General features: G+C 61.9%; 24 protein-coding genes. 8 read left to right on the forward strand and 16 right to left on the reverse strand.

All coding sequences use genetic code 11. The features are described from left to right. Nucleotides 1-52: 52 nt before the first annotated feature. Nucleotides 53-1,051, reverse strand: coding sequence for an ABC transporter permease (locus AWB72_RS07525; protein ID WP_040049803.1), 999 nt, complete (start codon nucleotides 1,049-1,051; stop codon nucleotides 53-55). A 197-nt stretch (nucleotides 1,052-1,248) separates the two neighbouring features. Between AWB72_RS07525 and AWB72_RS07530 the strand changes: the two genes are divergently transcribed. Next, on the forward strand, nucleotides 1,249-2,142 hold the full coding sequence (locus tag AWB72_RS07530) for an NAD-dependent epimerase/dehydratase family protein (RefSeq protein WP_040049802.1): 894 nt from the start codon (nucleotides 1,249-1,251) through the stop codon (nucleotides 2,140-2,142). Nucleotides 2,143-2,428: 286 nt separating this feature from the next. On the opposite strand, the gene AWB72_RS07535 is transcribed toward AWB72_RS07530, so the two are convergent. From AWB72_RS07535 to AWB72_RS07550, 4 genes are all read right to left on the reverse strand, one after another. Next, on the reverse strand, nucleotides 2,429-2,896 hold the full coding sequence (locus tag AWB72_RS07535) for a thioesterase family protein (protein ID WP_040049801.1): 468 nt from the start codon (nucleotides 2,894-2,896) through the stop codon (nucleotides 2,429-2,431). A 3-nt stretch (nucleotides 2,897-2,899) separates the two neighbouring features. Further along, nucleotides 2,900-3,847: an L-carnitine dehydrogenase gene (locus tag AWB72_RS07540; protein ID WP_087127985.1), complete on the reverse strand. Its 948-nt coding sequence runs from the start codon at nucleotides 3,845-3,847 to the stop codon at nucleotides 2,900-2,902. 19 nt (nucleotides 3,848-3,866) lie between these two features. Then, nucleotides 3,867-4,796: a 3-dehydrocarnitine:acetyl-CoA trimethylamine transferase CdhC gene (gene cdhC / locus AWB72_RS07545; RefSeq protein ID WP_040049799.1), complete on the reverse strand. Its 930-nt coding sequence runs from the start codon at nucleotides 4,794-4,796 to the stop codon at nucleotides 3,867-3,869. A gap of 61 nt (nucleotides 4,797-4,857) precedes the next feature. Continuing rightward, nucleotides 4,858-5,796 carry a choline ABC transporter substrate-binding protein gene (locus AWB72_RS07550; RefSeq protein ID WP_087127987.1) on the reverse strand — a complete coding sequence of 313 codons (939 nt, stop codon included), beginning with the start codon at nucleotides 5,794-5,796 and terminating at the stop codon, nucleotides 4,858-4,860. A 180-nt stretch (nucleotides 5,797-5,976) separates the two neighbouring features. Between AWB72_RS07550 and AWB72_RS07555 the strand changes: the two genes are divergently transcribed. Beyond that, on the forward strand, nucleotides 5,977-6,948 hold the full coding sequence (locus AWB72_RS07555; RefSeq protein WP_040049797.1) for a GlxA family transcriptional regulator: 972 nt from the start codon (nucleotides 5,977-5,979) through the stop codon (nucleotides 6,946-6,948). Between the two features lie 3 nt (nucleotides 6,949-6,951). Here AWB72_RS07555 and AWB72_RS07560 read toward each other — a convergent pair whose 3' ends face one another. After that, nucleotides 6,952-8,112, reverse strand: a complete 1,161-nt coding sequence (locus tag AWB72_RS07560; protein WP_052449795.1) for a porin — start codon at nucleotides 8,110-8,112, stop codon at nucleotides 6,952-6,954. A 282-nt stretch (nucleotides 8,113-8,394) separates the two neighbouring features. Here AWB72_RS07560 and betI point away from each other — a divergent pair, with 282 nt between their 5' ends. The 5 genes from betI (at nucleotide 8,395) to AWB72_RS07585 (ending at nucleotide 13,593) form a co-directional block, all read left to right on the forward strand. Next, complete coding sequence (betI, locus tag AWB72_RS07565) at nucleotides 8,395-8,982, forward strand: transcriptional regulator BetI (RefSeq protein WP_040049795.1); 588 nt, start codon at nucleotides 8,395-8,397, stop codon at nucleotides 8,980-8,982. A 32-nt stretch (nucleotides 8,983-9,014) separates the two neighbouring features. Next, nucleotides 9,015-10,484: a betaine-aldehyde dehydrogenase gene (gene betB / locus AWB72_RS07570; protein WP_040049794.1), complete on the forward strand. Its 1,470-nt coding sequence runs from the start codon at nucleotides 9,015-9,017 to the stop codon at nucleotides 10,482-10,484. An 11-nt stretch (nucleotides 10,485-10,495) separates the two neighbouring features. Then, nucleotides 10,496-12,223: a choline dehydrogenase gene (gene betA / locus AWB72_RS07575; protein ID WP_052449794.1), complete on the forward strand. Its 1,728-nt coding sequence runs from the start codon at nucleotides 10,496-10,498 to the stop codon at nucleotides 12,221-12,223. Beyond that, on the forward strand, nucleotides 12,220-13,170 hold the full coding sequence (locus tag AWB72_RS07580) for a choline ABC transporter substrate-binding protein (protein WP_040049793.1): 951 nt from the start codon (nucleotides 12,220-12,222) through the stop codon (nucleotides 13,168-13,170). The genes betA and AWB72_RS07580 overlap by 4 nt, the downstream gene beginning before the upstream one ends. 75 nt (nucleotides 13,171-13,245) lie before the next feature. Next, the gene (locus AWB72_RS07585) at nucleotides 13,246-13,593 is read left to right on the forward strand and encodes a DMT family transporter (RefSeq protein WP_244285548.1); all 348 of its coding nucleotides are present in this window, start codon (nucleotides 13,246-13,248) and stop codon (nucleotides 13,591-13,593) included. Between the two features lie 9 nt (nucleotides 13,594-13,602). Here AWB72_RS07585 and AWB72_RS07590 read toward each other — a convergent pair whose 3' ends face one another. The 5 genes from AWB72_RS07590 to AWB72_RS07610 form a co-directional block, all read right to left on the reverse strand. After that, a complete protein-coding gene (locus AWB72_RS07590; protein WP_052449793.1) occupies nucleotides 13,603-14,073 on the reverse strand; it encodes a DUF4142 domain-containing protein in 471 nt (156 codons plus the stop codon). A 219-nt stretch (nucleotides 14,074-14,292) separates the two neighbouring features. Continuing rightward, nucleotides 14,293-14,652 carry a ribbon-helix-helix domain-containing protein gene (locus AWB72_RS07595; RefSeq protein WP_040049792.1) on the reverse strand — a complete coding sequence of 120 codons (360 nt, stop codon included), beginning with the start codon at nucleotides 14,650-14,652 and terminating at the stop codon, nucleotides 14,293-14,295. Between the two features lie 113 nt (nucleotides 14,653-14,765). Beyond that, nucleotides 14,766-16,349: a GMC family oxidoreductase gene (locus AWB72_RS07600; protein ID WP_040049791.1), complete on the reverse strand. Its 1,584-nt coding sequence runs from the start codon at nucleotides 16,347-16,349 to the stop codon at nucleotides 14,766-14,768. A 55-nt stretch (nucleotides 16,350-16,404) separates the two neighbouring features. Next, on the reverse strand, nucleotides 16,405-17,040 hold the full coding sequence (locus tag AWB72_RS07605) for a twin-arginine translocation signal domain-containing protein (RefSeq protein WP_040049790.1): 636 nt from the start codon (nucleotides 17,038-17,040) through the stop codon (nucleotides 16,405-16,407). A 61-nt stretch (nucleotides 17,041-17,101) separates the two neighbouring features. Beyond that, nucleotides 17,102-17,500, reverse strand: a complete 399-nt coding sequence (locus AWB72_RS07610) for a VOC family protein (RefSeq protein WP_040049789.1) — start codon at nucleotides 17,498-17,500, stop codon at nucleotides 17,102-17,104. 681 nt (nucleotides 17,501-18,181) lie between these two features. Between AWB72_RS07610 and AWB72_RS07620 the strand changes: the two genes are divergently transcribed. Beyond that, nucleotides 18,182-19,171, forward strand: coding sequence for a hypothetical protein (locus AWB72_RS07620; protein ID WP_143754591.1), 990 nt, complete (start codon nucleotides 18,182-18,184; stop codon nucleotides 19,169-19,171). A 33-nt stretch (nucleotides 19,172-19,204) separates the two neighbouring features. On the opposite strand, the gene AWB72_RS07625 is transcribed toward AWB72_RS07620, so the two are convergent. From AWB72_RS07625 to AWB72_RS07645, 5 genes are read right to left on the reverse strand one after another with little or no spacing between them, the layout of a single operon-like run. Further along, the gene (locus AWB72_RS07625) at nucleotides 19,205-19,900 is read right to left on the reverse strand and encodes an SDR family NAD(P)-dependent oxidoreductase (RefSeq protein ID WP_244285549.1); all 696 of its coding nucleotides are present in this window, start codon (nucleotides 19,898-19,900) and stop codon (nucleotides 19,205-19,207) included. 20 nt (nucleotides 19,901-19,920) lie between these two features. Then, on the reverse strand, nucleotides 19,921-21,261 hold the full coding sequence (locus AWB72_RS07630) for an NAD(P)/FAD-dependent oxidoreductase (RefSeq protein WP_040049787.1): 1,341 nt from the start codon (nucleotides 21,259-21,261) through the stop codon (nucleotides 19,921-19,923). 23 nt (nucleotides 21,262-21,284) lie between these two features. Next, nucleotides 21,285-22,082, reverse strand: a complete 798-nt coding sequence (locus AWB72_RS07635; protein ID WP_040049786.1) for an amino acid ABC transporter permease — start codon at nucleotides 22,080-22,082, stop codon at nucleotides 21,285-21,287. A gap of 54 nt (nucleotides 22,083-22,136) precedes the next feature. Further along, a complete protein-coding gene (locus AWB72_RS07640; RefSeq protein ID WP_040049785.1) occupies nucleotides 22,137-22,949 on the reverse strand; it encodes a substrate-binding periplasmic protein in 813 nt (270 codons plus the stop codon). Nucleotides 22,950-22,982: 33 nt separating this feature from the next. Further along, complete coding sequence (locus AWB72_RS07645) at nucleotides 22,983-23,708, reverse strand: amino acid ABC transporter ATP-binding protein (protein ID WP_040049784.1); 726 nt, start codon at nucleotides 23,706-23,708, stop codon at nucleotides 22,983-22,985. Nucleotides 23,709-23,719 lie beyond the last annotated feature (11 nt).

Consider the following 23,719-nt stretch of genomic DNA (forward strand, 5'->3'; position numbering starts at 1 on the left):
CGTGTTTTTCATGCTTCGTCTCCTCGTTGGAATAAACCGGAATCGACGGGAATCAACGTCCCTTGCGGCGCACGCGCCAGATGTCGATGCTGACTGCGATCAGAATCACGCAGCCGGTAATGGCCTGCTGCGCATAGGTATCGATGTTGAGGAGCACCACGCCGTTCGTGATGATGCCCGCGAGCGCCGCGCCGATGATCGCGCCTTCCACGCTGCCCGCGCCGCCCGACAGGCTCGCACCGCCGATGGCCGCTGCCGCGATCACGTCCAGCTCCGCGCCGAAGCCCGACGCCGGCTCGGCCGAGACGAAGCGCGAGAACGCAATGACGCCCGCCATCGACGCGATGAATCCGGACAGCACGTAGACCGTGAACTTCACGCGCGCGGTACGCACGCCCGAAAGCCGCGCGGCCACTTCGTTGCCGCCCGTCGCGTAGACATGACGGCCGAAGCGCGTCTGACGCATGACGACGGAGAACATCACGGTCATCGCCAACAGGATGACGACGGGAAACGGCACGAAGCCGATATAGCCCTGACCGATGAAGGTGAACGCATCGGACACGTCCGGCGTGACCGGCACGCCCTTGGTGATGATGTACATCAGCCCGCGGCCGATGGACAGCGTGCCGAGCGTCGCAATGAACGGCGGCAACTGTATCCACGTGATCATGAGGCCGTTGAAGGCACCCGCTATCACGCCCACCGCGAGCCCCGCCGGGACCGCGACGAGTGCGGACATGCCGTGTTGAAACGCGAGCGCCGTAACGAGCGACGACAGGCCCATGACGGAGCCGACAGAAAGATCGATGCCGCCCGTGATGATGACGAGCATCATGCCGATGGACATCAGCGCCACGAGCGAGAACGAGCGGAACACGCCCATCAGGTTGTTCGTGGTGAGGAAATACGGCGAGAAGAAGCTGATGAGAAGACCCACCAGCAGCAGCACGGACAGCACGTTCAATTCACGAATGCGCAGGCAGGCACGCAAGAATTCGAAGCTGCGTGACCCGTTGTTTGATGCCTTGTTCGACGATAGTGCGCTCACCGGTCCGTCCTCCTGTTCAGGCTGGAACCGATGATAGGGGCGCGGCAAACGCGAAATCTGTGACGCGCGTCATAGTCGGGCATCGGGGTTGACCCGCAGTCGAAGGCGCACGCCGCTATGACGCGCGTCACAGAAATGAGATGCGAAGCGGGGCTACGATGCACGCACACACTGTCGAACTCAAAAGGAGCCACAGCATGACGAAGCGAGTGATTGTGACCGGCGGCAGCGGGCTGGCCGGCAAATGGGTGGTGGAAGATCTGGTCGCGCACGGCTACGAAGTGCTGAACGTGGACCGCGTGCCGATGGCGAAAGGCACCGCGCGAACGCTCATTACCGACATCACCGATGCGGGGCAGGTCTTCAACGCGCTGGCCTCGAGCACGACGCCCCGCGAGTTCGACGACGACATCGAGCCGAAGCAGATCGACGCCATCGTGCATTTCGCGGCCATTCCGCGCATTCTCGTCACGACGGACAACGAGGTGTTCCGCATCAACGTGATGGGCACGTACAACATACTCGATGCGGCCTCGAAACTCGGCATTCGCAAGGTGATCGTCGCGTCGAGCGAGACGACGTATGGCGTGGTGTTCGCGCACCGCCATCGCGATCCCGTGTACTTTCCGCTCGATGAAGAATATCCCGTCGATCCGATGGACAGCTATGCCACGTCCAAGGTCATCAACGAGATCACGGCCAAGGCGTTTCATGCGCGCACGGGCGCGGACATTTACTGTTTCCGCATCGGCAACGTGCTCGATCCTGTCGATTACCAGAAATTCCCGACGTGGCTCGCGGACCCCGCGTTGAGAAAGCGCATTGCGTGGAGCTATATCGACGGTCGCGATCTCGCGACGGCGGCGCGCCTCGCCATCGAGAAAGACGGTCTGGGCTTTCAGGTGATGAACGTCGCCGCCGATGACGTGTCGTCCGACCTGCCCACGGCCGAGCTGCTGAAGCGGTTCTATCCGGACGTGCCGGTCAGGAAACAGTTGGGCGAATTCGAAACGCTGCTCAGCAATGAGAAGCTCAAGCGTTCGCTCGGCTGGGAGCAGGCGTACAAATGGCGCGAGCAAGTGGCGAAGTAACGCACGTGCCGCCGCCTGCCTGCTTGCAGCGCGGCGGACAGAAAAGTATCGGCCCCGGTCGCTCCTTTCATTCGACGCTAAACCTTTGCGCGTGCCTGCCGTAAATCAGGCCAGAACATGCGCGCAATGGCGTGAATAACCTCGCGCCGCTTCATCGCGGCGACCTTGGAAGGAGAAAGACCGTGAGTGGATTGGACTGGATGGTAGCGGGCGTTTATCTCGCCGCGCTCGTGAGCGGCACGCTGCTCATGAGCGTGCTCGCGCGGCGCAGCCTGAAACAAGGACACTAACCCGCACGACGCACCGGCAAGCCGATCACTCGACCCGCATGGCTTGCCTCCGTCGCTGCAATCGTCGCCTGCGCGGCGATGTTCGCAGCGATATCGTCGTCGAACGAAGCGGCTTTCGGCGCGCCGCTCGTGTCGATATGCATCAGCATCTGTTCGCATGCGGATACGGCATCGCTACCCTCGCCTTCGAACATCTGCAGATACAGGTGGATGCGCTTAGCGTCCCGCGCGATGACGCGTGCATCGACACGCACGGCCGCGCCTTCCTTCAACTCGCGCAAATAGCTGATATGCGCCTCCAGCGTGTACAGCGTGCGATGACGCGTGCGCCGCGCTGCATCGCCGAGACCGATGGTGTCCATGAACGCATCGGTCGCGAGGCTGTAGATCAGCATGTAGTGCGCATCGCGCAAGTGGCCGTTGTAGTCGACCCATTCGGGCCTGACCGTGTCGCGGTAGATCATCGTTCAGTCCTCAATGCCGTGGCGCGCCTTTGCCTCAGCGATCGCCGCGATGACACTCGTGATGCAGTCGTCGCGATACCGTTCGAGATCCTTGATGCTACGCCCGTTCGTCTGCTTCGCGGTGCCATCCACGACGCGATCGATGAGTTCGTCGGTGAGCTTCGGCGCGACGAGTTTCGTCCACGGCAATTCCAGCGCCGGCCCGAACTGCTGCATGAAGTGCCGCATGCCCGCTTCGCCGCCCGCAAGCGTATAGGTCAGGAACGTGCCCATGAACGACCAGCGAATGCCCGCGCCGTAGCGGATGGCGTCGTCGATCTCGCCGGTGGTCGCGACGCCCTCGTTCACGAGATGCAGCGCCTCGCGCCACAACGCTTCGAGCAATCTGTCGGCGATGAACCCCGGCACTTCGGCACGCACGCGCAACGGCCGCATGCCGATGCTCGAATAGAACGTGATCGCATCATCGATCGACTCTTCCGACGTATGCCCGCCGCCGAGCACTTCGACGAGCGGCAGCAGATAGACCGGATTGAACGGGTGTCCGACGATGCATCGCTCCGGGCGGACCGCGTTCGCATAGAAATCGCTCGGCAAAAGCCCCGACGTCGATGACGCGATGATGGCCTCGGGCTTCGCTGCGCGGCTCACGCGCTCATGCAGCGCGAGCTTGAGTTCCTCGCGCTCCGGCGCGCTTTCCTGAATGAAGTCCGCATCCGCGACGCATTCCTCGACTGTCGCGGCCACGCGCAGCCGTTCTTGTGATGCGCCCGGCGCCAGCCCCACGCGTTGCAGTGCAGGCCACGCATTCGCGACGTTCGCACGCACGATTGCTTCGGCGTCCGGCGACGGGTCCCACACGGTGACATCGAGACCATGCGCGAGCGCGCGAGAGACCCATCCGCTACCGATAACGCCCACGCCGAGCGCGGCGAATTGCTTAACTTGCATGTCCTTTCTCCTCTTGCTCTCAGGCGAATTGCTCGACTGCACGCTTTTCCAGCAGACGTTCGCCGCGCGGCGGCAAGCCGAGCTTCTTGCGTCCTTCGGCGGGCGTGAGCGCGCGGCCGCCCAGTCTTTCGATGATCTCGATGGCGCGCTGAACCAGCGTTCCGTTGCTCGCGTGCACGCCGCGATCGAGCCACAGGTTGTCTTCGAGTCCCACGCGCACATGGCCGCCGAGGAGCATCGCCTGCGCGACCATCGGCATTTGCATCCGGCCTATACCGAAGCCCGCCCAATGCGCGCCGGGCGGCAGGTTGTCGACCATCGCCTTCATCGTGCCCGTGTCCGGCGGCGCACCCCACGGAATGCCCATGCAAAGTTGAAAGAGCGGCGGCGCATCGAGCAGGCCTTCTTTCAACAACTGATTCGCGAACCATAGATGGCCCGTGTCGAATATCTCCAGCTCGGGCTTGACGCCGAGTTCCTGGATGCGCTTCGCACCCGCGCGCAACTGCGCGGGCGTCGATACATAGATATAGTCGCCGTCGCCGAAATTGAGCGTGCCGCAATCGAGCGTGCAGATCTCGGGAAGCAAGTCTTCGACATGAGCAAGACGCGTGAGGCCCCCGACGAGATCCGTGCCCTTGCCGAAGCGCATCGGCTCTTCGCCTGCGCCGATCTCCAGATCGCCGCCCATGCCGGCCGTCAGATTGATGATGACATCGACATCCGACGAGCGAATGCGATCGACCACTTCGCGGTAAAGCGCGGGATCGCGGCTGCCGCGTCCGGTGCGCGGGTCGCGCACATGACAATGCGCGACGGTCGCGCCCGCACGCGCCGCTTCGATCGCAGCATCCGCGATCTGCTTCGGCGTGACGGGAATCGCGGGATGGCGGGAGGTGGTATCGCCCGCGCCGGTGACAGCACAGGTCACGATGACGTCGTAGTTCATGATTTGATTTGGATAGCTAATCGTTTGTGAAAGCCGGTGAACATGTCACCGGTCCGGCCATTCAGAGTCCGAGATACTGCTTGACGGCGGGCAGGCCGTCCTTTCCATCGACGGTCTTCACGCCGGCAAGCCATGAATCGAGCAATTGCGGATTGCTCTTCAGATAAGCCTTCGCGGCTTCGGCCGGACGCTCCTTGCTCATCACCGGCTGCATGAGGCGGTTCTCGAGGTCGGTCGTGAAGTGCAGGTTTCTGACCAGCTTGCCCGCATTCGGGCAGCGCGTGAGAAAGTCCGAGTTCGTCAGCGTGTAGACGCGCGCTTCGCCATAGTTGGGACCGAATACGTCGTCGCCGCCGGACAGATAGTTGATCTTCATCTGGATGTTCATCGGATGCGGCTCCCACGCGAGGAACACCACAGGCTTCTTCTCGCGAATCGCGCGCTCGACCGTCACCAGCATGCCCGCCTCGCTCGACTGCACCAGCTTGAAACCGCCGAGGCCGAACTGATTCGTGTCGATCATCTTCTGGATCTTGGCGTTGGCGCTGCTGCCCGGCTCGATGCCGTAGATCGTGCCGCCGAGTTCGTCCCTGTGCTTGGCGATGTCCGCGAAGGTCTTGATGCCGGCGTCGTATGCATAGCCCGGCACGGCGAGCGTCGCCTTCGCGCCCGAAAGGTTCGGCGGCTCGATCTTGTCGATGGTCTTCGCATCGAGGAACGGCTGCACCGCCTTTTCCTGCACTGGCCACCAGTAGCCGAGCGAGACATCGATCTGCTTGCTCTTCAGGCCCGCCAGCGAAATGGGCACCGACGCCACCGTCGTGCGTGGCGTATACCCGAGGCCTTCGAAGAGGACGGACGCGAGCGCGGTCGTCGAGGTGATGTCGGTCCAGCCGATATCGACGAAACGCACGGTGCGGCAGGATGCGTCATCGTCGGCGTAAGCGACGTTGGCCGCGCAGAGCGATGCAACGAAAATCGAGAGCAGGCGAAGTTTCATGGTGGGGTGACCGTCGAAAGAACGTGAGTAGAAAGTACCGCCGCATTAAAACACCTGAACGACCGATTGCGACTGCGAGTTGCCTGCCAGCGACGTCAGGGTTTTCAGGGGCATGCCCGATTGCGCACTGTTTTTGCGCTTGCTACCGTCGAGTATCGCCGCCTGGTGCCCATTCCTTCGATGCCCGTTCCTCAAGACTTCCACTTTCTCGTTCTGCCCCAGTTCTCGTCGATCGGCTTCATGTCGGCCATCGAGCCTTTGCGCGTCGCCAATCGCTTCCGGGGCGAGCTTTATCGCTGGCACATTCTGTCGGTCGATGGCGGGCCGGTCGTCGCGAGCAACGGCATTTCGCTGAACGCGGACTGCTCGATCGACGATGCAGCCGATGCGCGCACGGTCATCGTCGTGTCGGGATTCGAGCCGTTCGCACGGTACACGCGGGGCATCGGCGAGTGGTTGCGCCGGCTGGATCGCGCGGGCGCGACGCTCGGCGGCATCGACACGGGCAGCTTCATTCTCGCCGAGGCGGGTCTGCTCGCAGGCAAGCGCGCGACCTTGCACTGGGAGGCGCTGGCTGCGTTCTCGGAGCGGTATCCGTCGATCGAAACGAGTCAGGAGCTGTTCGAGATCGACGCGCGGCGCATCACGTGTGCGGGCGGCACGGCGTCCATCGACATGATGCTGGATATCATCGCGCGCGATCACGGCGCGGAGCTTGCCGCGCAGGTGTCGGAGCAGTTCGTGCTCGGGCGCATCCGTCAGCGCAGCGACCATCAGCGCATGAAGATCGCGGCACGTTATGGCATCCACAATCGCAAGCTCATTCAGGTCATCGGCGTGATGGAGCAGCACATGGAAGAGCCGCTGGCGCCGGATGCGCTTGCCGAATCGATCGGTGTCACGCGGCGTCAGCTCGAACGATTATTCTGCTCGGCGCTGAAGGACACGCCGACGCATTTCTATCTGGGCTTGCGGCTCACGCGCGCGCGCGAACTGCTTCAGCAAACCGACATGTCCATTCTTGCGGTCTGTGTCGCGTGCGGCTTCGAATCGCCATCGCACTTTTCGCGGACGTATCGCGCGCGCTTCAATGCGAGTCCGCGGCAGGACCGCAGCGCATTGCGCGCCGTGGTCACCGCGCGGGCTGCGTGAACACTAGAAGGAATGCCGCATGCCGACGCGGACATCGGCCTGCGTGTTCGAGGTCGAGGGCGTGAAGCTATAGCCGATGACCGCATCCACGGGACCGGACGCGCGCAGGTAATCGCCGGAGATGTAGACGTCGGTGCGCTTCGACAGCAGATAATGCAGGCCGAGCGATCCCTGGTTCCAGTGATTGCCTTCGAAGCGCGTGTGCTGATAGCCGCCGTAGAGCGCGATGTCGGGCCTGAAGTTGTAGGACGCGCCTGCCTCATACACTTTCATGTACGAAGTCACGCCCAGTCCCTTGATGCTCGTCCACGTGAAATTGCCCGACAGCATCAGGTTGCCGATGGTCCACGCGCCGCCCACGGCCAGCGCGCCTTGCTTGTCGGTGGGGAACGCGTTGGTGGCATAGAGATCGGTGCGCGCGCCCGTGACCGGATCGATGGTGACGGTCGGCTGTCCGAGGAACGTATGAGCGCCGATCATCGCGTAAGGATCGAACGCATAGATGCCGTTCGGATTGTTCAGTTGCGTATAGGCGATGCCGAGATTGAACGTATTCGCCGCATAGTGCCCGCCCACGCTCCACGCGCTGTTGCGATGGAAGTTGCCCGCTACGTTGCCGAACGAATACATGCCGCCGAACGTGAAGCCGCCATAGTCCCTCGAGAGGAACTTGACCGAATTCGGCAAGCGGTCGCCGTTCATGCGGTCGAAGTCGCCCTGGTGAATCGCATAGCCGCTCGCCCACGCGGAGATGTTGTACAGATACACGAACTCTTCGGTCATATCGAGCTGATTACCGAACGATACCTGGCCCCACTCATTGCTTTTCAGGCCCACATAAGCCTGACGTCCGAACTCCGCGCCGCCGAACGCGTAGCTTCCCGTGCCGAGATGGAAGCCCGATTCCAGCACGAATACCGCCTGCAAGCCACCGCCCAGATCTTCCGTCCCACGAAAGCCGATACGGTTGCCGTAGGAGATGCCGTCATCGAACTTGAAGACGTGCGAACCGCCGCTGTTGTTCACATAGGTAATGCCTGCATCGAGAATGCCGTAGAGCGTCACGCTGCTTTGTGCGTGTGACGTTCCCGGTGCGAAGGCTGCGGCAAGTGCAAACGCTGTCATGAAGGACAGGCGTCGTGGGGCGTATGGTTTCTTGTGCATCAGCGTGTCCTCTTGTTGTGGGCCGACACGTAAAAGTAAGTTGCCATATACGCGACGGCTCGACTGATTGCGACACAAATCTGCCTACGTGCGACGGTCGATCCATCTCGACCATAGTCATGCTAACCATGAGGCTCAGACCAAGGGTATCGCCTGATTTTTATTGATTGACCGTTCAATATAAAAACCGTAGCATGGCCTCAACCGCTCGTAAACCCATGGCGCAAACGGGTGGTCCGAACATGGATTTCTCCGCTGCGTCATTTGCCAAAGGCGAACGTCATGCCAAAAGTCGGAATGCGGGAAGTGCGCCGCGCACAGCTCATCGATGCCACGTTGCTCACCATCGACGAGGTCGGACTGAATGGAGCCACGCTCGCCTCAGTGGCGCAGCGCGCGAGCATCTCGACGGGCATCGTGAGCCATTACTTCGGCGACAAGGACGGCCTGCTCGAAGCCACCATGCGCCACGTGCTGCGGTCGCTGTGGCAAGGCACGTCGCGCCGGCGCAGAGCCGCGAAGGCTGATCCGCGCTCGAAGCTGCGCGCGGTCGTCGCGGCGAACTTCGATGTCGAGCAGGTCAACGGGCCGGTCATGAAAACATGGCTCGCGTTCTGGTCGGAAAGCATGCACAAGGACAGCCTGCAGCGTTTGCAGTATGTGAACACGCGGCGTCTCTACTCGAATCTCTGCGCCGAATTCTCGCGCGTGCTGAGCCGGGCCGCTGCCCGCCGCGCCGCGACGGGACTCGCCGCGTTGATCGACGGCCTGTGGCTGCGGGGCGCGCTCGCGGGCGGACCTTTCGATACGAAGACCGCATTGCGCGTCTCATACGACTACATCGACCTGATGATTCAGCCGCAAAACTGATCTCGTTCATACACACCAGGGAGACGGACGCCATGCCTGCATTCGAAGAGCAACGGCTTCATATCGGCGGCGAATATGTCGATGCGACCAGCGGCGAAACCTTCGAGACGCTCAATCCCGCTTCGGGCGAAACGCTCGCACGCGTGCAGCAGGCGTCCCAGGCGGACATCGACCGCGCGGTTCAAGCAGCGCGAGCGGGACAGCGCGAATGGGCCGCGATGACCGCGATGGAGCGCTCGCGCATCCTGCGACGCGCGGTGGACCTGCTGCGCGCGCGTAACGACGAGCTCGCCGCACTCGAAACACTCGACACCGGCAAGCCGATCGCGGAGACGTGCGCCGTCGATATCGTCACGGGCGCGGATGTCATCGAGTACTACGCGGGCCTCGCGACCGCCATCGAAGGCGAGCAGATACCGCTGCGCGAATCGTCGTTCGTCTATACGCGGCGCGAGCCGATCGGCGTGTGCGCCGGCATCGGCGCGTGGAACTATCCCATTCAGATTGCATGCTGGAAGTCCGCGCCCGCGCTCGCGGCGGGCAACGCCATGATCTTCAAGCCGAGTGAGATCACGCCTTTGAGTGCGCTCAAGCTCGCGGAGATCTATGTCGAAGCGGGCGTTCCGCGAGGCGTCTTCAACGTCGTGCAGGGCGATGCCCGCGTCGGCGCGATGCTCGCCGCGCATCCCGGCATCGACAAGATATCGTTCACGGGCGGCGTCGAGACGGGCAAGAAGGTAATGGCAAGCGCGGGTGGATCGACGCTCAAGGAAGTGACGATGGAACTCGGCGGCAAGTCGCCGCTGATCGTGTTCGACGACTCGAACCTCGAACGCGCCGCCGATATCGCGATGAGCGCGAACTTCTTCAGCTCGGGCCAGGTATGCACGAACGGCACGCGCGTGTTCGTTCAGCGCGGTGTCGTCGAACAGTTCGAAGCCTTGATCTCCGAGCGCGTGAAGCGCATTCGCATCGGCGCGCCGGATGATCCCGACACGAACTTCGGCCCGCTCGCCAGCGCGGCGCAATTGCAGAAGGTGCTCGCCTATATCGACAGCGGCAAGCGCGAAGGCGCGCGGCTCGTCGCGGGCGGTGCGCGCCTGACCGATGGCGCATTCGCGCGCGGCCATTACGTCGAGCCGACCGTGTTCGCGGATTGCCGCGACGACATGCGCATCGTGCGTGAAGAGATATTCGGCCCCGTCATGTGCCTGCTCGCTTTCGACGATGAGGACGAGGCCATCGCTCGCGCCAACGATACCGCCTATGGACTCGCGGCGGGCGTCGTGACCGAGAACCTGTCGCGTGCGCATCGCGTGATTCATCGGCTGGATGCGGGTATCTGCTGGATCAATACGTGGGGCGAGTCGCCGGCCGAGATGCCCGTGGGCGGATACAAACAGTCGGGCATCGGCCGCGAGAATGGCATCGTGACCTTGAACGCCTATACGCGCATCAAGTCGGTGCAAGTCGAACTCGGACCGTATCGAGCCGTGTTTTAAGGAGCTTTTCGATGAGCGCGAAGGAATACGACTACATCATCGTCGGTGCGGGATCGGCGGGCAATGTGCTCGCGTCGCGCCTGACCGAAGACGAGGACGTGACCGTGCTGCTGCTCGAAGCGGGCGGGCCGGACTATCGCTTCGACTTTCGCACGCAGATGCCCGCGGCACTCGCGTATCCGCTGCAAGGACGCCGCTATAACTGGGCTTATGAAACCGAACCCGAGCCACACATGAACAATCGCCGCATGGAATGCGGGCGCGGCAAGGGGCTGGGGGGATCGTCGCTGATCAACGGCATGTGCTACATACGCGGCAATGCGCTCGACTACGACAACTGGGCATCGATGCCGGGCCTCGAAAACTGGGGCTATCTCGACTGCCTGCCGTATTTCCGCAAGGCGGAGACGCGCGATATCGGACCGAACGAATATCACGGCGGCGATGGCCCCGTTCATGTGACGACGAGCAAGCCCGGCAACAATCCCCTCTTCGCCGCGATGGTCGAGGCGGGCGTGCAGGCGGGCTACGCGCGCACGGACGATCTCAACGGCTATCGGCAAGAAGGCTTCGGCCCGATGGACCGCACGGTCACCGCGAACGGACGGCGCGCGAGCACGGCGCGCGGCTATCTGGACCGCGCGAGGCATCGTGCGAATCTGACGATCGTGACGCATGCCACCACCGACCGCGTGCTGTTCTCGGGCAAGCGCGCGATAGGCGTTGCATATCTGGAAAGCGGCCAGCGCGCGACCGTGCATGCCCGGCGCGAAGTGCTCGTGTGCTGCGGCGCGATTGCATCGCCCCAATTGTTGCAGCGCTCGGGCGTCGGACGGTCATCGTGGCTGAAGGAGTTGGAGATTCCGGTCGTGCACGATCTGCCGGGCGTCGGCGAGAACCTGCAGGATCATCTCGAGATGTACATGCAGTACGCGTGCAAGGAACCGGTGTCGCTTTACCCTGCATTGCAGTGGTGGAATCAGCCCGCCATCGGCCTCGAATGGCTCACGAAGGGGACGGGCGTCGGCGCGACGAATCACTTCGAGGCGGGCGGCTTTATCCGCACCCGCGACGATGACCTCTGGCCCAACATCCAGTATCACTTCCTGCCGGTTGCGATCAATTACAACGGCTCCAACGCGATCAAGATGCATGGCTTCCAGGCGCATGTCGGATCGATGCGTTCGCCGAGCCGCGGGCGCGTGAAGCTCAAGTCGCGCGATCCAAACGCGCATCCGAGCATTCTCTTCAACTACATGGCCGATCCTTTGGACTGGCGTGAGTTCCGCGACGCGATCCGCATCACGCGGGACATCATGCGTCAGCCCGCACTCGCTCGCTATCGCGGAGAAGAGCTTCATCCCGGCGACGACGCAGCGAGCGATGCCGAACTCGATGCCTTCGTGCGCGCCAAAGCCGAGACCGCTTATCACCCGTCGTGCTCATGCAAGATGGGCTATGACGATATGGCTGTCGTCGACGGCGAAGGCCGCGTTCATGGCATGCAAGGGTTGCGCGTAGTGGATGCGTCGATCATGCCGCAGATCACGACGGGCAATCTCAATGCGCCGACGATCATGCTCGCGGAAAAGATCGCGGATCGCATTCGCGGCATCGAGGCACTCGATAAGGCTAACGCGCCCTACTACGTCGCGGGCCGCACCGGTAGACGAACGGATGCCTCTGCCGCGAAGACGGCAAGCACGCAGAATCAACCCACTCATCTGGAGCAGCGATGAAACAAATCTTGGCCTGGACGGCACGTACCCTTGCAATCGCCAGCAGCTTCGTCGTGAGTGCGCACGCGGCAGACCCCGCGACATGCCGCGCCATTCGCATGGCCGACATCGGATGGTCCGATATCGCCGCAACGACGGGTCTCGCCACCAACGTCTTGCAGGGCTTAGGCTATGCGCCTTCGAAGATCATCGCGTCCGAACCCATCACGTTTGCAGGCGTGAAATCGAAACAGATCGACGCGTTCCTCGGCTATTGGTCGCCTTCCATGGACCCGGTCATCGAACCGTTCGTCAAGGGTGGAACGATCAAGGTGGTGAATCCGCCCAATCTCACTGGCGCCAAATACACGCTGGCCGTTCCCGACTATGTTTATCAGGCGGGCATCCGTAGTTTCGCGGACATCGCGAAGAATGCGGACAAGCTGCATTACAAGATCTACGGCATCGAGCCGGGGAACGAGGCGAATGGCCTGATCGACAAGATGATCAAGACGAATCAGTTCGGCCTCGGCAAATTCAAGCTCGTCGAATCGAGCGAAGCCGGAATGCTGGTGCAGGTGAATCGGGCGGTGCAGAACAAGGAGTGGATTGTCTTTCTCGGCTGGGAACCTCATCCGATGAACGTGCGGATGAAGATGAATTATTTGTCGGGCGGCGACGATGTCTTCGGACCGAACTATGGCGAAGCGAAGGTGTACACGGTGCAGCCGACCGATTACGCCGCGCGATGCCCGAATGCGGCCAAGCTATTCGCCAATCTGCGATTCACCACGTCCATGGAGAATCAGATCATGACTCACATCATGGACAAGGAAGACCCGAACAAGGCAACGCTGGACTGGCTGAAAGCAAATCCTTCAGTGCTCGACAGCTGGCTTGCCGGCGTGACCACTTTGGATGGAAAGCCGGGACTGCCCGCGGTGAAAGCCTATCTGGCGAACCACTGAGCATGCGGCGGCTCTGGTTCCTGCGCATGACGGGCCAGAGCCGCAGCGCATCGTGACAAGCACGTTCCCGCTACCATGACCAACGAAAAAATGTCGGCGTACGGAGCGCTTTTCATAGCGATCCTGCTTGAGATTGCCGGGACGACTTGCCTGCAGAAGTCGGATCAGTTCACGAAGCTCGCGCCGACCGTTGCGATGGCCACGTGTTATCTCGGCGCGTTCTATTTCCTTTCCGTCGTTTTAAAGACGATTCCTGTAGGGCTCGCTTACGCGATATGGAGCGGGCTCGGCATCGTTCTCATTTCTACCGTGAGCTTCTTCGTCTTCCGTCAGCGCCTGGATGCGCCTGCCGTGCTCGGCCTTGGCTTCATCGTGGTGGGCGTGGTCATCATCAATGTGTTCTCCACGGCGAAAGTGCATTGAGCGCGGAAATCACTTCTTGATTTCCGCGTCCGTCTGCTTCGCAAGCTGAAGATGCTCGCGCAAGGTCGCCAGTCCGTCGCCGGCGAGCGCACGGACGTCCTCATCGCTGGCATGGACCGCCTGATCGCTGAAGAGCTTGATATCGGACTCGTGGTCGGAGACATTGTGCTTCATGAACATGCTGTCGAACGCATGTCCGCTCAGCGGCTTGAGCGCGGTGTAGGTCGCGCGTTGAGTCACGGTGAGTTTGTCGGGCATGCGGTAGCCCTTTTGTTTCGCTAACGCGACGATCCGGTCATTCATCGCCTGATGATCCTGAATCATGCGTTTAGCGAAAGCTTGCACCGCCGCATCGTGCGACGATTTCAACGCGAGCTGGCAAGTCTCTACTTCCGCGCGGCCATCCTGCAGCGCATCGGCGAGGAATTTTTCGGGACTATCGTTGGTGGCCGCTTGCGACAGCGAAGCCGACGTCGCCATCAACGCGAATATCGATGCACGGCAAAAAGCACTCATACGATGCCGGCCAGTGCGAAGCGTGAAAGACCTGTTCAGGCGCATCTTGCAATCCTCTCTATTGGGCTTCATTGGACGACGCACGCGTTATCGCGCTGGAAAGAAAGCGTCGAGCAAGAGACACACTTGAGGACAGCAATATCCATTCCGCGCACCGGCTGCGCAAACGCAGCAGGCGCGCGTTTATCCCGCCTTCAGAACGTGCAAATTGGAATCACTGTAGGAGACCGCCGAAGCCGAAGGGGCACGCGCATCCGGCTTCGCGACAGGCTTTTTTGCTTCACGCATCGAAAGATAACGCAGACAGCACACGCGTAAAAACGATGCGAAATTGGTCGGCATTTCGCCGCGCAACGCGACGAGTTCGTCATAGAGTTTCGCGGCGAACTGACTCGTCGTCAGATTCTCGAGACCGGCAATTTCCTGCAGCACGTCCCAGAACAGATTCTCCAGCCGGACCGTGGTGATCACGCCGTGAATACGCAGCGAACGAGTGCGCGATTCGTAGAGAATCGGGTCCGCGTTGATATAAACCCCACACATGGCGTCGTCTCCGTGCGTTCAGGAGCCGGGCCCGCGCGGACCCGGCGTCGATTTTCAAGGCTAGCGCAACATGCGGCTACGAACAATCGGGCATAGTCCGGAGCACGCCGGACCTACACACGCCGCGCCTTCATTTGCTGCGCGATGTAATCCGCCTGCCGGATCGCCAGCGTGACGATGGTGAGCGTCGGATTCTCGGCCGCGCCGGTGGTGAACTGACTGCCATCGGAAATAAAAAGGTTCGTCACTTCGTGCGTCTGACCGTGCGAATTGCACACGCCGTCTTCCGCCTTCGCACTCATGCGCGCCGTGCCGAGATTGTGCGTCGAAGGATACGGCGGCACGATGTAGGTCGCCTTCGCGCCCGCCGCCTCGTACACGGCGCTGCCCTGCTTGTAGGCGTGAGTGCGCATCGCTTCGTCGTTCGGGTGATCGTCGAAGTGCACGTTCGGCACCGGCATGCCGTACTGGTCCTTGACATCGCTATTCAGCGTGATGCGATTGCTCTCGCGCGGCATGTCCTCGCCGACGATCCACATGCCCGCCGTGTACGCGTATTCGTCCATGACCTGCGTGAAGCTCGGGCCCCATGCGCCCGGATCGACGAACGCGGCATAGAACGGCAAGCCGAGCGAAATGGTCTCCATGTGATAGCCGCCCGCGAAGCCGCGCTTCGGATCGAACTTCGCCTCGTCTTCAATAATGCCCGCCATCGTCGTGCCCTTGAACATCTCGACCTTCTCGTTGAACACGCCGTAGACGGAACCCGTCGTATGCCGCATGTAGTTGCGGCCCACTTGCCCCGAGCCATTCGCGAGGCCATCGGGGAACTTGCTCGAATTCGAGTTGAGCAACAGACGCGGCGTTTCGATCGAATTGCCCGCCACCGCCACGATGCGCGCCTTCTGCCGCTGTATCTTGCCGTCCTTGTCGAAATACACGACGCCCGTTGCCTTGCCGCGCGCGTCATGCTCGATCTTCACGACATGCGATTGCGGACGCAGTTCCATGCGGCCTGTCGTTTGCGCGCGCGGAATCTCGGTGTAGAGGGTGGACCACTTCGCGCCCATGCGGCAGCCCTGAAAGCAGAAGCCGCGCTGAAAGCAGTGCGTGCGATCGTCGCGCACGGTGCTGTTGATCGCCATGTGACCCGTGTTGCACTCTTTGTAGCCGACCTTCATCGCGCCTGCCGACATCACCTTGAAGTTGTTGTTGCCGGGAAGCCCCGGCAAGCCGTTGGTGCGCGTCACGCCCATCTTTTTTTCGGCGCGATCGTAGTACGGGTCGAGTTCTGCGCGGCTCACGGGCCAGTCGAGCAGGTTGGCGTCCTTGATGTCGCCATACGTGCTTTTGGCCTTGAATTCATAGGGCTGAATGCGCAGGCTCGCGCCCGCCCAATGCACCGTCGTGCCGCCGACGGTCTTGCAGATCCACGCGGGCAGATTCGGAAAGTCTTTCGCGACGCGCCACGAACCCGATGTCGTGCGCTTGTCGAGCCATGAGAGCTGTTTGAACGCGTTCCATTCTTCCGTCGAAAAATCGCCTTGCGTATGCATCGCGCCGGCTTCGAGCACGACCACGTCGATGCCCTTCTGCGCGAGTTCGTTGGCAAGCGTGCCGCCGCCCGCACCCGATCCGATGACCACCACGACATGATCGTCGCCGTGTTTGAACTGCACTTTGTTCTCTGCGTACATGACTGTCTCCCTCAACCGTTGTCCGTTTCCGTTCGATGCCGCGAGGCTCGCGCCTTTAGCTATCTTTCGGGATCGGACCACTGTCACCAGCGGGCGGGTCGGGCAGCCACGACAGATTATTGAAGCCTTGATAGAGATACCCGCCATCGCCCTGCGATGCGCCGTATCCGAAGTGCGCGTAGGCCATCGCGTTGCTGTAGAGCGAGACGACACCGGTGGTTCGCACGGTCTCGAAGAACGGCGTGCCGGCGAGCGCCGCGACGTCGCTTGCCTGCTGATCGGGCGCGCGCTTGCTCCAGTCGGAGCCTGCGCCTGCATCGAGCTTCGCGATGGCGTCGGCAATTTGCTGGCGCACCGCGGGATCGGCCTTGGCTTTCGCGTCGATGTCCTTCACGGCGAGCGCATACACGGCATCGTCGAGCGTCTTGTGCGGAAACACTTGCTTCGTGAACGCGAGCAGCACTTCGCCCTGATGCGTATCGAGACCCTGCAATTCCAGCGCCCATACGCGGCTCGGCGCGAGGCTCGCGAATATCGACGTGAACGCAAGCGTCCCGACGAGCACGCCCGATCCGCGCAGGAATTCGCGGCGCGTCAGTGCGATTCGCGGCGACGCGGATGGTTGGGCATGACTATGCTGACCGTCGTGCGCGCGAGCCGGCGCGACGATCGGGATGATCGTGTCTCGCATGTCTCTCTCCTTGTGGGGTAACGCTCCAGCTTATGTATGGCGTCTTTTTTTTTAGCGTGTCTTATTCGTAATGCCCGTGACGCTCGAGCACTTCGATCTTGTATCCGTCGGGGTCCAGAATGAAGAAGAAGCGCGCGATGAGTTGGCCATCCTCGCCCTTGAATTCCTTCAGGTCGAGCGGCTCCATGCCGAGACCGATCAATCGTTCGCGTTCCACTTTCGCATCCTCGACGCTCACCGCCACATGGCCGTAACCGTCGCCGTGCGTATAAGGCTCGGTGCGTCCTTTGTTCCACGTGAGTTCGAGTTCGGTCGCGGTCTCATCGTTACGCAGATAGGCGAGCGTGAAGTCCGGAAAATCCAGCCGATGCGCAACGCCCAATTGCAACGCGTCCTGATAGAAGCGCAGTGACTTGTCGAGGTCACGCACGCGGATCATCGTGTGAATCAGTTTCGACATGAGTTCGTTCCTCCTTTCGTTGCCAAGTGTAGGGGGGCGCTAACGGGTAAGGTAATGGCCGGTTAAATAGGGACTAGGGCTTGTACTAGGGACGGTGTAATCCCTACCGGTATCGGGGGAAGGGGCGTGTCGTGGGCTGAAGATTACAAGGCTTTCAGTGGGGTGATATGTCGAAGAGGCGGCGCTTCTTCTTTCGAGTTGGCCCGACACGCGCTTGCAAGGACTAATTTTCCGTTCCGTATTACTTAGGCAATCGCATGCAAGCCCTCGTCGCGCTCCATGCTGGTGTGCTGGAACTTAGTCATCCTATTTACATTATTGTTTGTCCGTTTGCCAGTCTCGCGATCAGCCCTGCGCGCCCGGGATCGAAGCCGGGATAACAATGGAAATTGATCCTGTCTTGCATCACCTCAATGAGACGAAGGCTGCGCGATGAGTGCGGCCTTTTTCGCTTGACTTCCTGTGTGCGCATTAGCGTGACGATCGCAACGCCTCAACTGATCGCACGTTCATTCCATACTCAAGACACTTCTCTTTCCCCATCCTTGCTTTTTTCGCGTCTTGTTTTATTACTGAAGTAAATGGCCCCGCGCGCGCAAACGAATCCGCGCAATCAAGCTTCTTCCTACGTTCATGGGAGGGCTGAAAATGCCAGGCTTATGTTGGTTGCGGCTTGCTCTCGTGCTCACGGCAAACGTGACGCTCACTAACCTTGTCCGCGCCGACGACTGCAGTGCCGTTCGTGCAGTCAGCGCATCCGCGCAACACGACTTCGTCGCGCATATCGTCGGAGAAGACCCGCGCCATACGGAACGAGTCGATGGCGAGGCAACCTATCATCTCGCGCGCTCGCCAATGCCCGAGCTGTTGCGTTGCGATGTCACCGCGCTCGTCTTGCCGCCAGCGCTCGAATGCATGCCTGCCGAAAGCAATCTCATTCCGTCGGTCGCGCGAATGCGCGCTCAGTCCGCATTGAGGAAGATCGCGGCGTGCCTGAACGAACCGGTGGTCGGCCCCAGCCGCGTAAGCGGATCGGCGAAGCTGCTGCAATGGGTCGTCACCGATTGGCGCGAGCCTTGGCCCACGCAATATCGCGTCGTATGGAACGCATCCTTGTCGGACCCTGCATGGACGCTGCGAGCCGTGCCGCTTGTCGATGATGTGATCGACGACGTCGGCCGCACGGCTCGCAAACACAAGTCGAAAGAACGCGCGTGCGGCCAGATTCTTGCGATCATCGCGGCCGCGCAGACCGACTTTCGCTCGACGCTCGGGCGCATCACCGAGACAGGCTCCGACATGTCCCTGCACGCATCGTCACTGCGCCTGCTCGATTTCGATGTCAAGGTCGGCGCGGGCGGCGAGTGGCCGAACATGTTGTTCGCAGAACGGCCCGCGTCATCGGCGATGAGCCTGGACGATGCGCAAAGCATGGGCGCTGCGGCGAGCCGTGCGATCAGCTCATGTCTTCAGACTCGCGCACTAAGGCTTGCCGACAAGGTATATACCGACGGCCAGCTCGACATGATCTGGCGATTGACGGATCGTTATAAGGGCAAGCCGATTCTCGTCTTCGCGGTGGTTCGATACGATCAGACCAAACAGTCGGTCAGCCGCACCGCGATTCGCGTCGCGCGGCAGACGATGCCCGATGCGCCGCCGGACGACTGACCTTGCCTTCGCCCGATGCACCGCGAGCCTCCGCTAAAGCGTCTCCTCATACCGGCAGTTGACGAGCAGTTCCGCCACGCTCGTCGTATTCGGCAACTCGATGGTATTGACCACCAGAAGCGCCAGGTCTTGCGGCTGCGTCATCGCCATCGGTTCGATATCGGCGATGCCGGCGGCCATGTCGGTATTCACGAAGCCGGGGCACACCGCAGTCGCGCGCACGCCATCGTCCCAGCCGGCGCGCCGCACCGCATGGGTGAGCGCCACCATCGCGTGCTTCGACATTTGATAGCCGACGTTCAGGTTCTTGACGCGCTTGCCTGAGAGCGACGCAAGCTGCACGAAGCGTCCGGCCCCCGCGCGGCGCAAATGCGGCAGCGCCGCCTGCACGAGCCGGAAAGGCGCGTTGACGTTGATCTCGAAAGTCTCGGTCAGGAGCGCATCGGTGCCGGTATCGAAGTCGATCATGCGGCAGATGCCCGCGTTGCTTACCAGCACGTCGATGCGGCCGAAGCGCGCGATCGTCGCGTCCACCCAGGCGCGGGCGGCGTCGGGATCGCGCGCCTCGTAGGGATGCAGCAACGCATCCGGCACGCCATCGCAGGCGTTCGTATCGCGCAGGCCGAGCGACAGCCTGTAGCCGCGCCGCGCCAGTTCCAGCGCGATCTCACGTCCGATGCCGCGGCTCGCACCCGACACCATCGCCACTTTGTCCATATGCCATCCCATGTGCTGTCGGTCCTTGCGTATCAGAAGCCCGCGTCGATGGTGATTTTCGAGCCGTCGCTGAAGCGCTCGAGACGGAACGCGTGCGGATCGACGAGCGGTGCGTCGCCGTTCACGAGGTCCGCCATCAGCCTGCCCGCGCCCGGCCCGATACCGAAGCCGTGTCCCGAGAACCCGGTGCCGATGAACATGCCCGGCACGCGCGCCACGCCGGAGATGACGGGAATGGCGTCCGGCGTCACGTCGATATAGCCGGCCCAACGCTGCGCGATGCGCGCGCCCGACAACTGCGGAAACGCTTCGGTAAAGGCCTTGAGACCCTTGTCGACGTAAGGCACCACGGGGTCCGGATCGAGCGTGCGGACATGCTCGAAAACCGTCGATTCGTTCAGCGCCCAGCGGCGCGGCCGCTTGAGTTCATCGAAGAAACGCTTGCCGATGTGAATCTGCAGCGCGCCCATCTGGCTCTTCAATGCTTCGATGTATTTGAAGAAGAGGCGGAAGGAATCGGGCGTGAGATCGGCGTGCGTGCGCATGCCATACGCGACCGTGTAGCCGCCGTCCGCGCGCTTGCGAAACGCGAATTCCTCGTTATTGGCGCTGCATGTGGGACCGCCTTCGAGCGGTTCGGTACGCAGCACGGACGCACGCGTGAGCAGTTGCGGCAGTTCCACGCCGAGATTGCCGCAGAAATAACGCGTCCATGCGCCGCCCGCCACGACGACCGCATCGCAGCGAATCGTCCCGTGTTCGGTGACGACCGCGCTCGCGCGACCGCCGCTCGTCTCGATGCCGCGCACCGCGCACGGCGTGAGAATGCTGACGCCCTTGCGTCGCAGCGCATTTGCGATGGCGGGCGCGGCCTTTTGCGGTTCGGCGCGGGCATCGCCCGGCGTGAAGATGCCGCCCTTGAACGTCTGCGTCGCGCCGGGCAGCAGCCGCGAGATTTCATGCGTGTCCACTTCGCGTGTGTCGAAGGCATCGTCGCCGGCCATCTCGCGAGCGCGCTTCAGCCAGTCACGATGACGTTCGAGCACGGCGTCATCGTTCGATACGTACAGGATGCCGCATTGATTGAAGCCCGTGTCGATGCCGAGCTTTCTGTCGAGCGTGCGCCAGATCTTGAGGCTTTCGATGCTGAGCAGGAATTCGCGGGGATCGCGCCTTGTCACGCGCACCCAGCCCCAATTGCGGCTCGACTGCTCGCCCGCGATGTGCCCCTTCTCGCACAGCGCGACGGACAGCCCTTTTTCGTGCAGCGCAAGCGCCGTTGATACGCCGATGATGCCGCCGCCGATCACGACTACATCGGCGCGTTCGGGCAGCTTGATATCGTCGGCGACGGTGTCGACTTTAGGACCCATGGTTTCTTTTGTCGAAGTGAGAGTTACGGACGACGCTCGGCCACGGCCGCCGTCTGCGATTGCAGCGCTTCTTCAGCGCGCACGTTGCGCAGGGCGCGCGAGTTCTTTTGCTGGCGCGCGGCGGGATTGATGAAGCGATTGGTCCAGCGGTCCAGATGATTGATCGCGTGCGTGAGCGGCACGGTGATGAGCAGATACACGGCGCCTGCCGCGACGAGCGGCGACAGGTTGGCCGTATTGACCGCCGCATTCTGCCCGATGGTGAACAGATCGCGCTGCGAAGTGAGCAGCCCGAGGAAGTACACGAGGCTCGAATCCTTGACGATGGAGATGAACTGATTTGCGAGCGCGGGCAGAATGCGCCGCACGCCCTGCGGCACGATCACATGACGCATGCCGCTCCAGTATGTCATGCCGAGCGCCTGGCACGCCGACATCTGTCCGCGCCCGACGCTCTGAATCCCCGACCGGAAAATCTCCGCGATATACGCCGACGAAACGAGCGCCAGCGCGACGATCGCAAGCGGATACGGATTCGGCCCGAACAGCGAGAGTCCGACGGGCGCGAGCCCCTGCCCGACCACGAGGATGACCAGCGCGGCGGGCAGGCCGCGGAAGACATCCACGAAAACGCGCACGGGCCAGGTCAGCCAGCGCGTATGCGATACGGCGCACAGCGCCAGCGCCATGCCTGCCACGATGCCGAGCGCAGTGGAGATCACCGACAGGATCAGCGTGTTGACGAGACCCGTGCCGATCAGCGTCGGCAGCGATTCGACGAGCAGCGGCCAATCCAGGAAGTTCTGCAGGAACGCATTCATGAGGACTCTCTCCTTGCGCTTGACGAGGCGTGACGAAGCAACGTTGGCGGGCGGTTACTTCATCGCATACGGCGGCATCGGATCAGGCTTCGGATAGCCGGGATTGAACTGCTGATAGAGCTTGAGCCACGTGCCGTCCGCCACCAGTTCGCCGATGGCCTTGTTCACCGCCGCTTCGAGCTTCGCGTTGCCCTTGCGGATAGGGAAACCGGCGGGCAAATTCGAAGCGGAGATATCGAGCTTGTCGGCGAGCTTCAGGTCCGGATACTTCCCTTGCAGGCCTTCGAGCAAGGTCTTGTCGATGAAGTAGCCGTCGATGTACTTGTTGCGCAACGCGAGAAAGCCCGCGTTGATATTCGGAAAGCGGACGATCTGCGCGCCCGGCAGATAGCTCTGCGAATACGTGTCTTCGATGGTCCCCTGCACCACTCCGATGCGCTTGTCCTTCACCGATGCCACATCCGCGCCGATCGTGCTGTCCGGCAGCGTGCCGACGCTCAATAGACCCGTCAGGTAGCCTTCCGAGAAATCCACCATCTTCAGGCGTTCCTTCGTGATCGAGATCGAGCCCGCCGCAAGATCGACCTGCTGATTCGCCACGCTCGGCAAGAGACCCGCGAAGTCCTGCGCGCGGAAGTCGGCCGTGAGCCCGAGCTTCGCTGCAATGGCGCGCACCAACTCTACGTCGAAGCCCGTCATCTTGCCGTTGTCGATGTACGAGTACGGCTTGTTGTTCGCATCGACACCGGCGACGATCTTCCCCGGCGTCAATGTGCCGACATCATCGGCGGCGTGGGCGGCGGTCGTCGCGCCGACCAGGAACGATGCGGCCACGGCGAGATGGCGTGCGAGACGAAGTAATCGCATGGTGAGGCTCCCTTGGATTGGACAGCGGTTGGATCAATGCAGGATGCGCGAGAGAAAGTCTCTTGCGCGCTCGGAGCGCGGACGCTCGAAGAAGGCTTCGCGCGTATCGTCTTCCACGATGACGCCGCGGTCCATGAACAGCACGCGGTCGGCCACGCGCTTCGCGAAGCCCATCTCGTGCGTGACGCACAGCATGGTCATGCCGTCCTGCGCGAGCGCGGTCATCACGTCGAGCACTTCGTTGACCATCTCGGGATCGAGCGCGGATGTCGGTTCGTCGAACAGCATCGCGACGGGGTCCATCGAAAGCGCCCGCGCGATCGCCACGCGCTGCTGCTGGCCGCCCGACAATTGCGCCGGATATTTGTGCTCGTGACCGCTCAGGCCCACGCGACGCAACAACGAGCGTGCGCGCTCAGCGGCTTCGTCGCGTGCGCGGCCGAGCACGTTCATCTGCGCGAGCATCAGGTTGCGCTGCACCGAGAGATGCGGAAAGAGTTCGAAATGCTGGAACACCATGCCGACGCGCGCCCGTAGCCGCGAAAGATTCGCGTGCTTCGCCGTCACGTCGATGCCGTCCACGACGATCTGCCCGCTCTGCACCGCCTCCAGCCCATTGACTGACTTGATGAGCGTGGACTTGCCGGACCCGGACGGCCCGCAGATCACGACCACTTCACCGCGCGCAATGTTCGCCGTGCAGTCGTTCAATACGCGATTGCCGCCATACCATTTCGACACCTTGTTCAGCTCGATCATTGCGGCTCCTT

The sequence above is a fragment of the Caballeronia concitans genome, from assembly GCF_001544615.1.
Taxonomy (GTDB): Bacteria; Pseudomonadota; Gammaproteobacteria; order Burkholderiales; family Burkholderiaceae; genus Caballeronia; species Caballeronia concitans.

Bases quoted from the DNA above. Each gene is read 5' to 3' on its own strand.
- AWB72_RS07625 (WP_244285549.1), bottom strand. From the start codon at position 19,900: ATGGGATGGCATATGGACAAAGTGGCGATGGTGTCGGGTGCGAGCCGC.
- AWB72_RS07535 (WP_040049801.1), bottom strand. From the start codon at position 2,896: ATGATCTACCGCGACACGGTCAGGCCCGAATGGGTCGACTACAACGGC.
- AWB72_RS07530 (WP_040049802.1), top strand. From the start codon at position 1,249: ATGACGAAGCGAGTGATTGTGACCGGCGGCAGCGGGCTGGCCGGCAAA.
- AWB72_RS07605 (WP_040049790.1), bottom strand. From the start codon at position 17,040: ATGCGAGACACGATCATCCCGATCGTCGCGCCGGCTCGCGCGCACGAC.
- AWB72_RS07595 (WP_040049792.1), bottom strand. From the start codon at position 14,652: ATGTGTGGGGTTTATATCAACGCGGACCCGATTCTCTACGAATCGCGC.
- cdhC (WP_040049799.1), bottom strand. From the start codon at position 4,796: ATGAACTACGACGTCATCGTGACCTGTGCTGTCACCGGCGCGGGCGAT.
- betB (WP_040049794.1), top strand. From the start codon at position 9,015: ATGCCTGCATTCGAAGAGCAACGGCTTCATATCGGCGGCGAATATGTC.
- AWB72_RS07560 (WP_052449795.1), bottom strand. From the start codon at position 8,112: ATGCACAAGAAACCATACGCCCCACGACGCCTGTCCTTCATGACAGCG.
- betI (WP_040049795.1), top strand. From the start codon at position 8,395: ATGCCAAAAGTCGGAATGCGGGAAGTGCGCCGCGCACAGCTCATCGAT.
- AWB72_RS07645 (WP_040049784.1), bottom strand. From the start codon at position 23,708: ATGATCGAGCTGAACAAGGTGTCGAAATGGTATGGCGGCAATCGCGTA.
- AWB72_RS07640 (WP_040049785.1), bottom strand. From the start codon at position 22,949: ATGCGATTACTTCGTCTCGCACGCCATCTCGCCGTGGCCGCATCGTTC.
- AWB72_RS07600 (WP_040049791.1), bottom strand. From the start codon at position 16,349: ATGTACGCAGAGAACAAAGTGCAGTTCAAACACGGCGACGATCATGTC.
- AWB72_RS07635 (WP_040049786.1), bottom strand. From the start codon at position 22,082: ATGAATGCGTTCCTGCAGAACTTCCTGGATTGGCCGCTGCTCGTCGAA.
- betA (WP_052449794.1), top strand. From the start codon at position 10,496: ATGAGCGCGAAGGAATACGACTACATCATCGTCGGTGCGGGATCGGCG.
- AWB72_RS07580 (WP_040049793.1), top strand. From the start codon at position 12,220: ATGAAACAAATCTTGGCCTGGACGGCACGTACCCTTGCAATCGCCAGC.
- AWB72_RS07630 (WP_040049787.1), bottom strand. From the start codon at position 21,261: ATGGGTCCTAAAGTCGACACCGTCGCCGACGATATCAAGCTGCCCGAA.
- AWB72_RS07550 (WP_087127987.1), bottom strand. From the start codon at position 5,796: ATGAAACTTCGCCTGCTCTCGATTTTCGTTGCATCGCTCTGCGCGGCC.
- AWB72_RS07610 (WP_040049789.1), bottom strand. From the start codon at position 17,500: ATGTCGAAACTGATTCACACGATGATCCGCGTGCGTGACCTCGACAAG.
- AWB72_RS07590 (WP_052449793.1), bottom strand. From the start codon at position 14,073: ATGGCGACGTCGGCTTCGCTGTCGCAAGCGGCCACCAACGATAGTCCC.
- AWB72_RS07555 (WP_040049797.1), top strand. From the start codon at position 5,977: ATGCCCGTTCCTCAAGACTTCCACTTTCTCGTTCTGCCCCAGTTCTCG.
- AWB72_RS07585 (WP_244285548.1), top strand. From the start codon at position 13,246: ATGACCAACGAAAAAATGTCGGCGTACGGAGCGCTTTTCATAGCGATC.
- AWB72_RS07540 (WP_087127985.1), bottom strand. From the start codon at position 3,847: ATGCAAGTTAAGCAATTCGCCGCGCTCGGCGTGGGCGTTATCGGTAGC.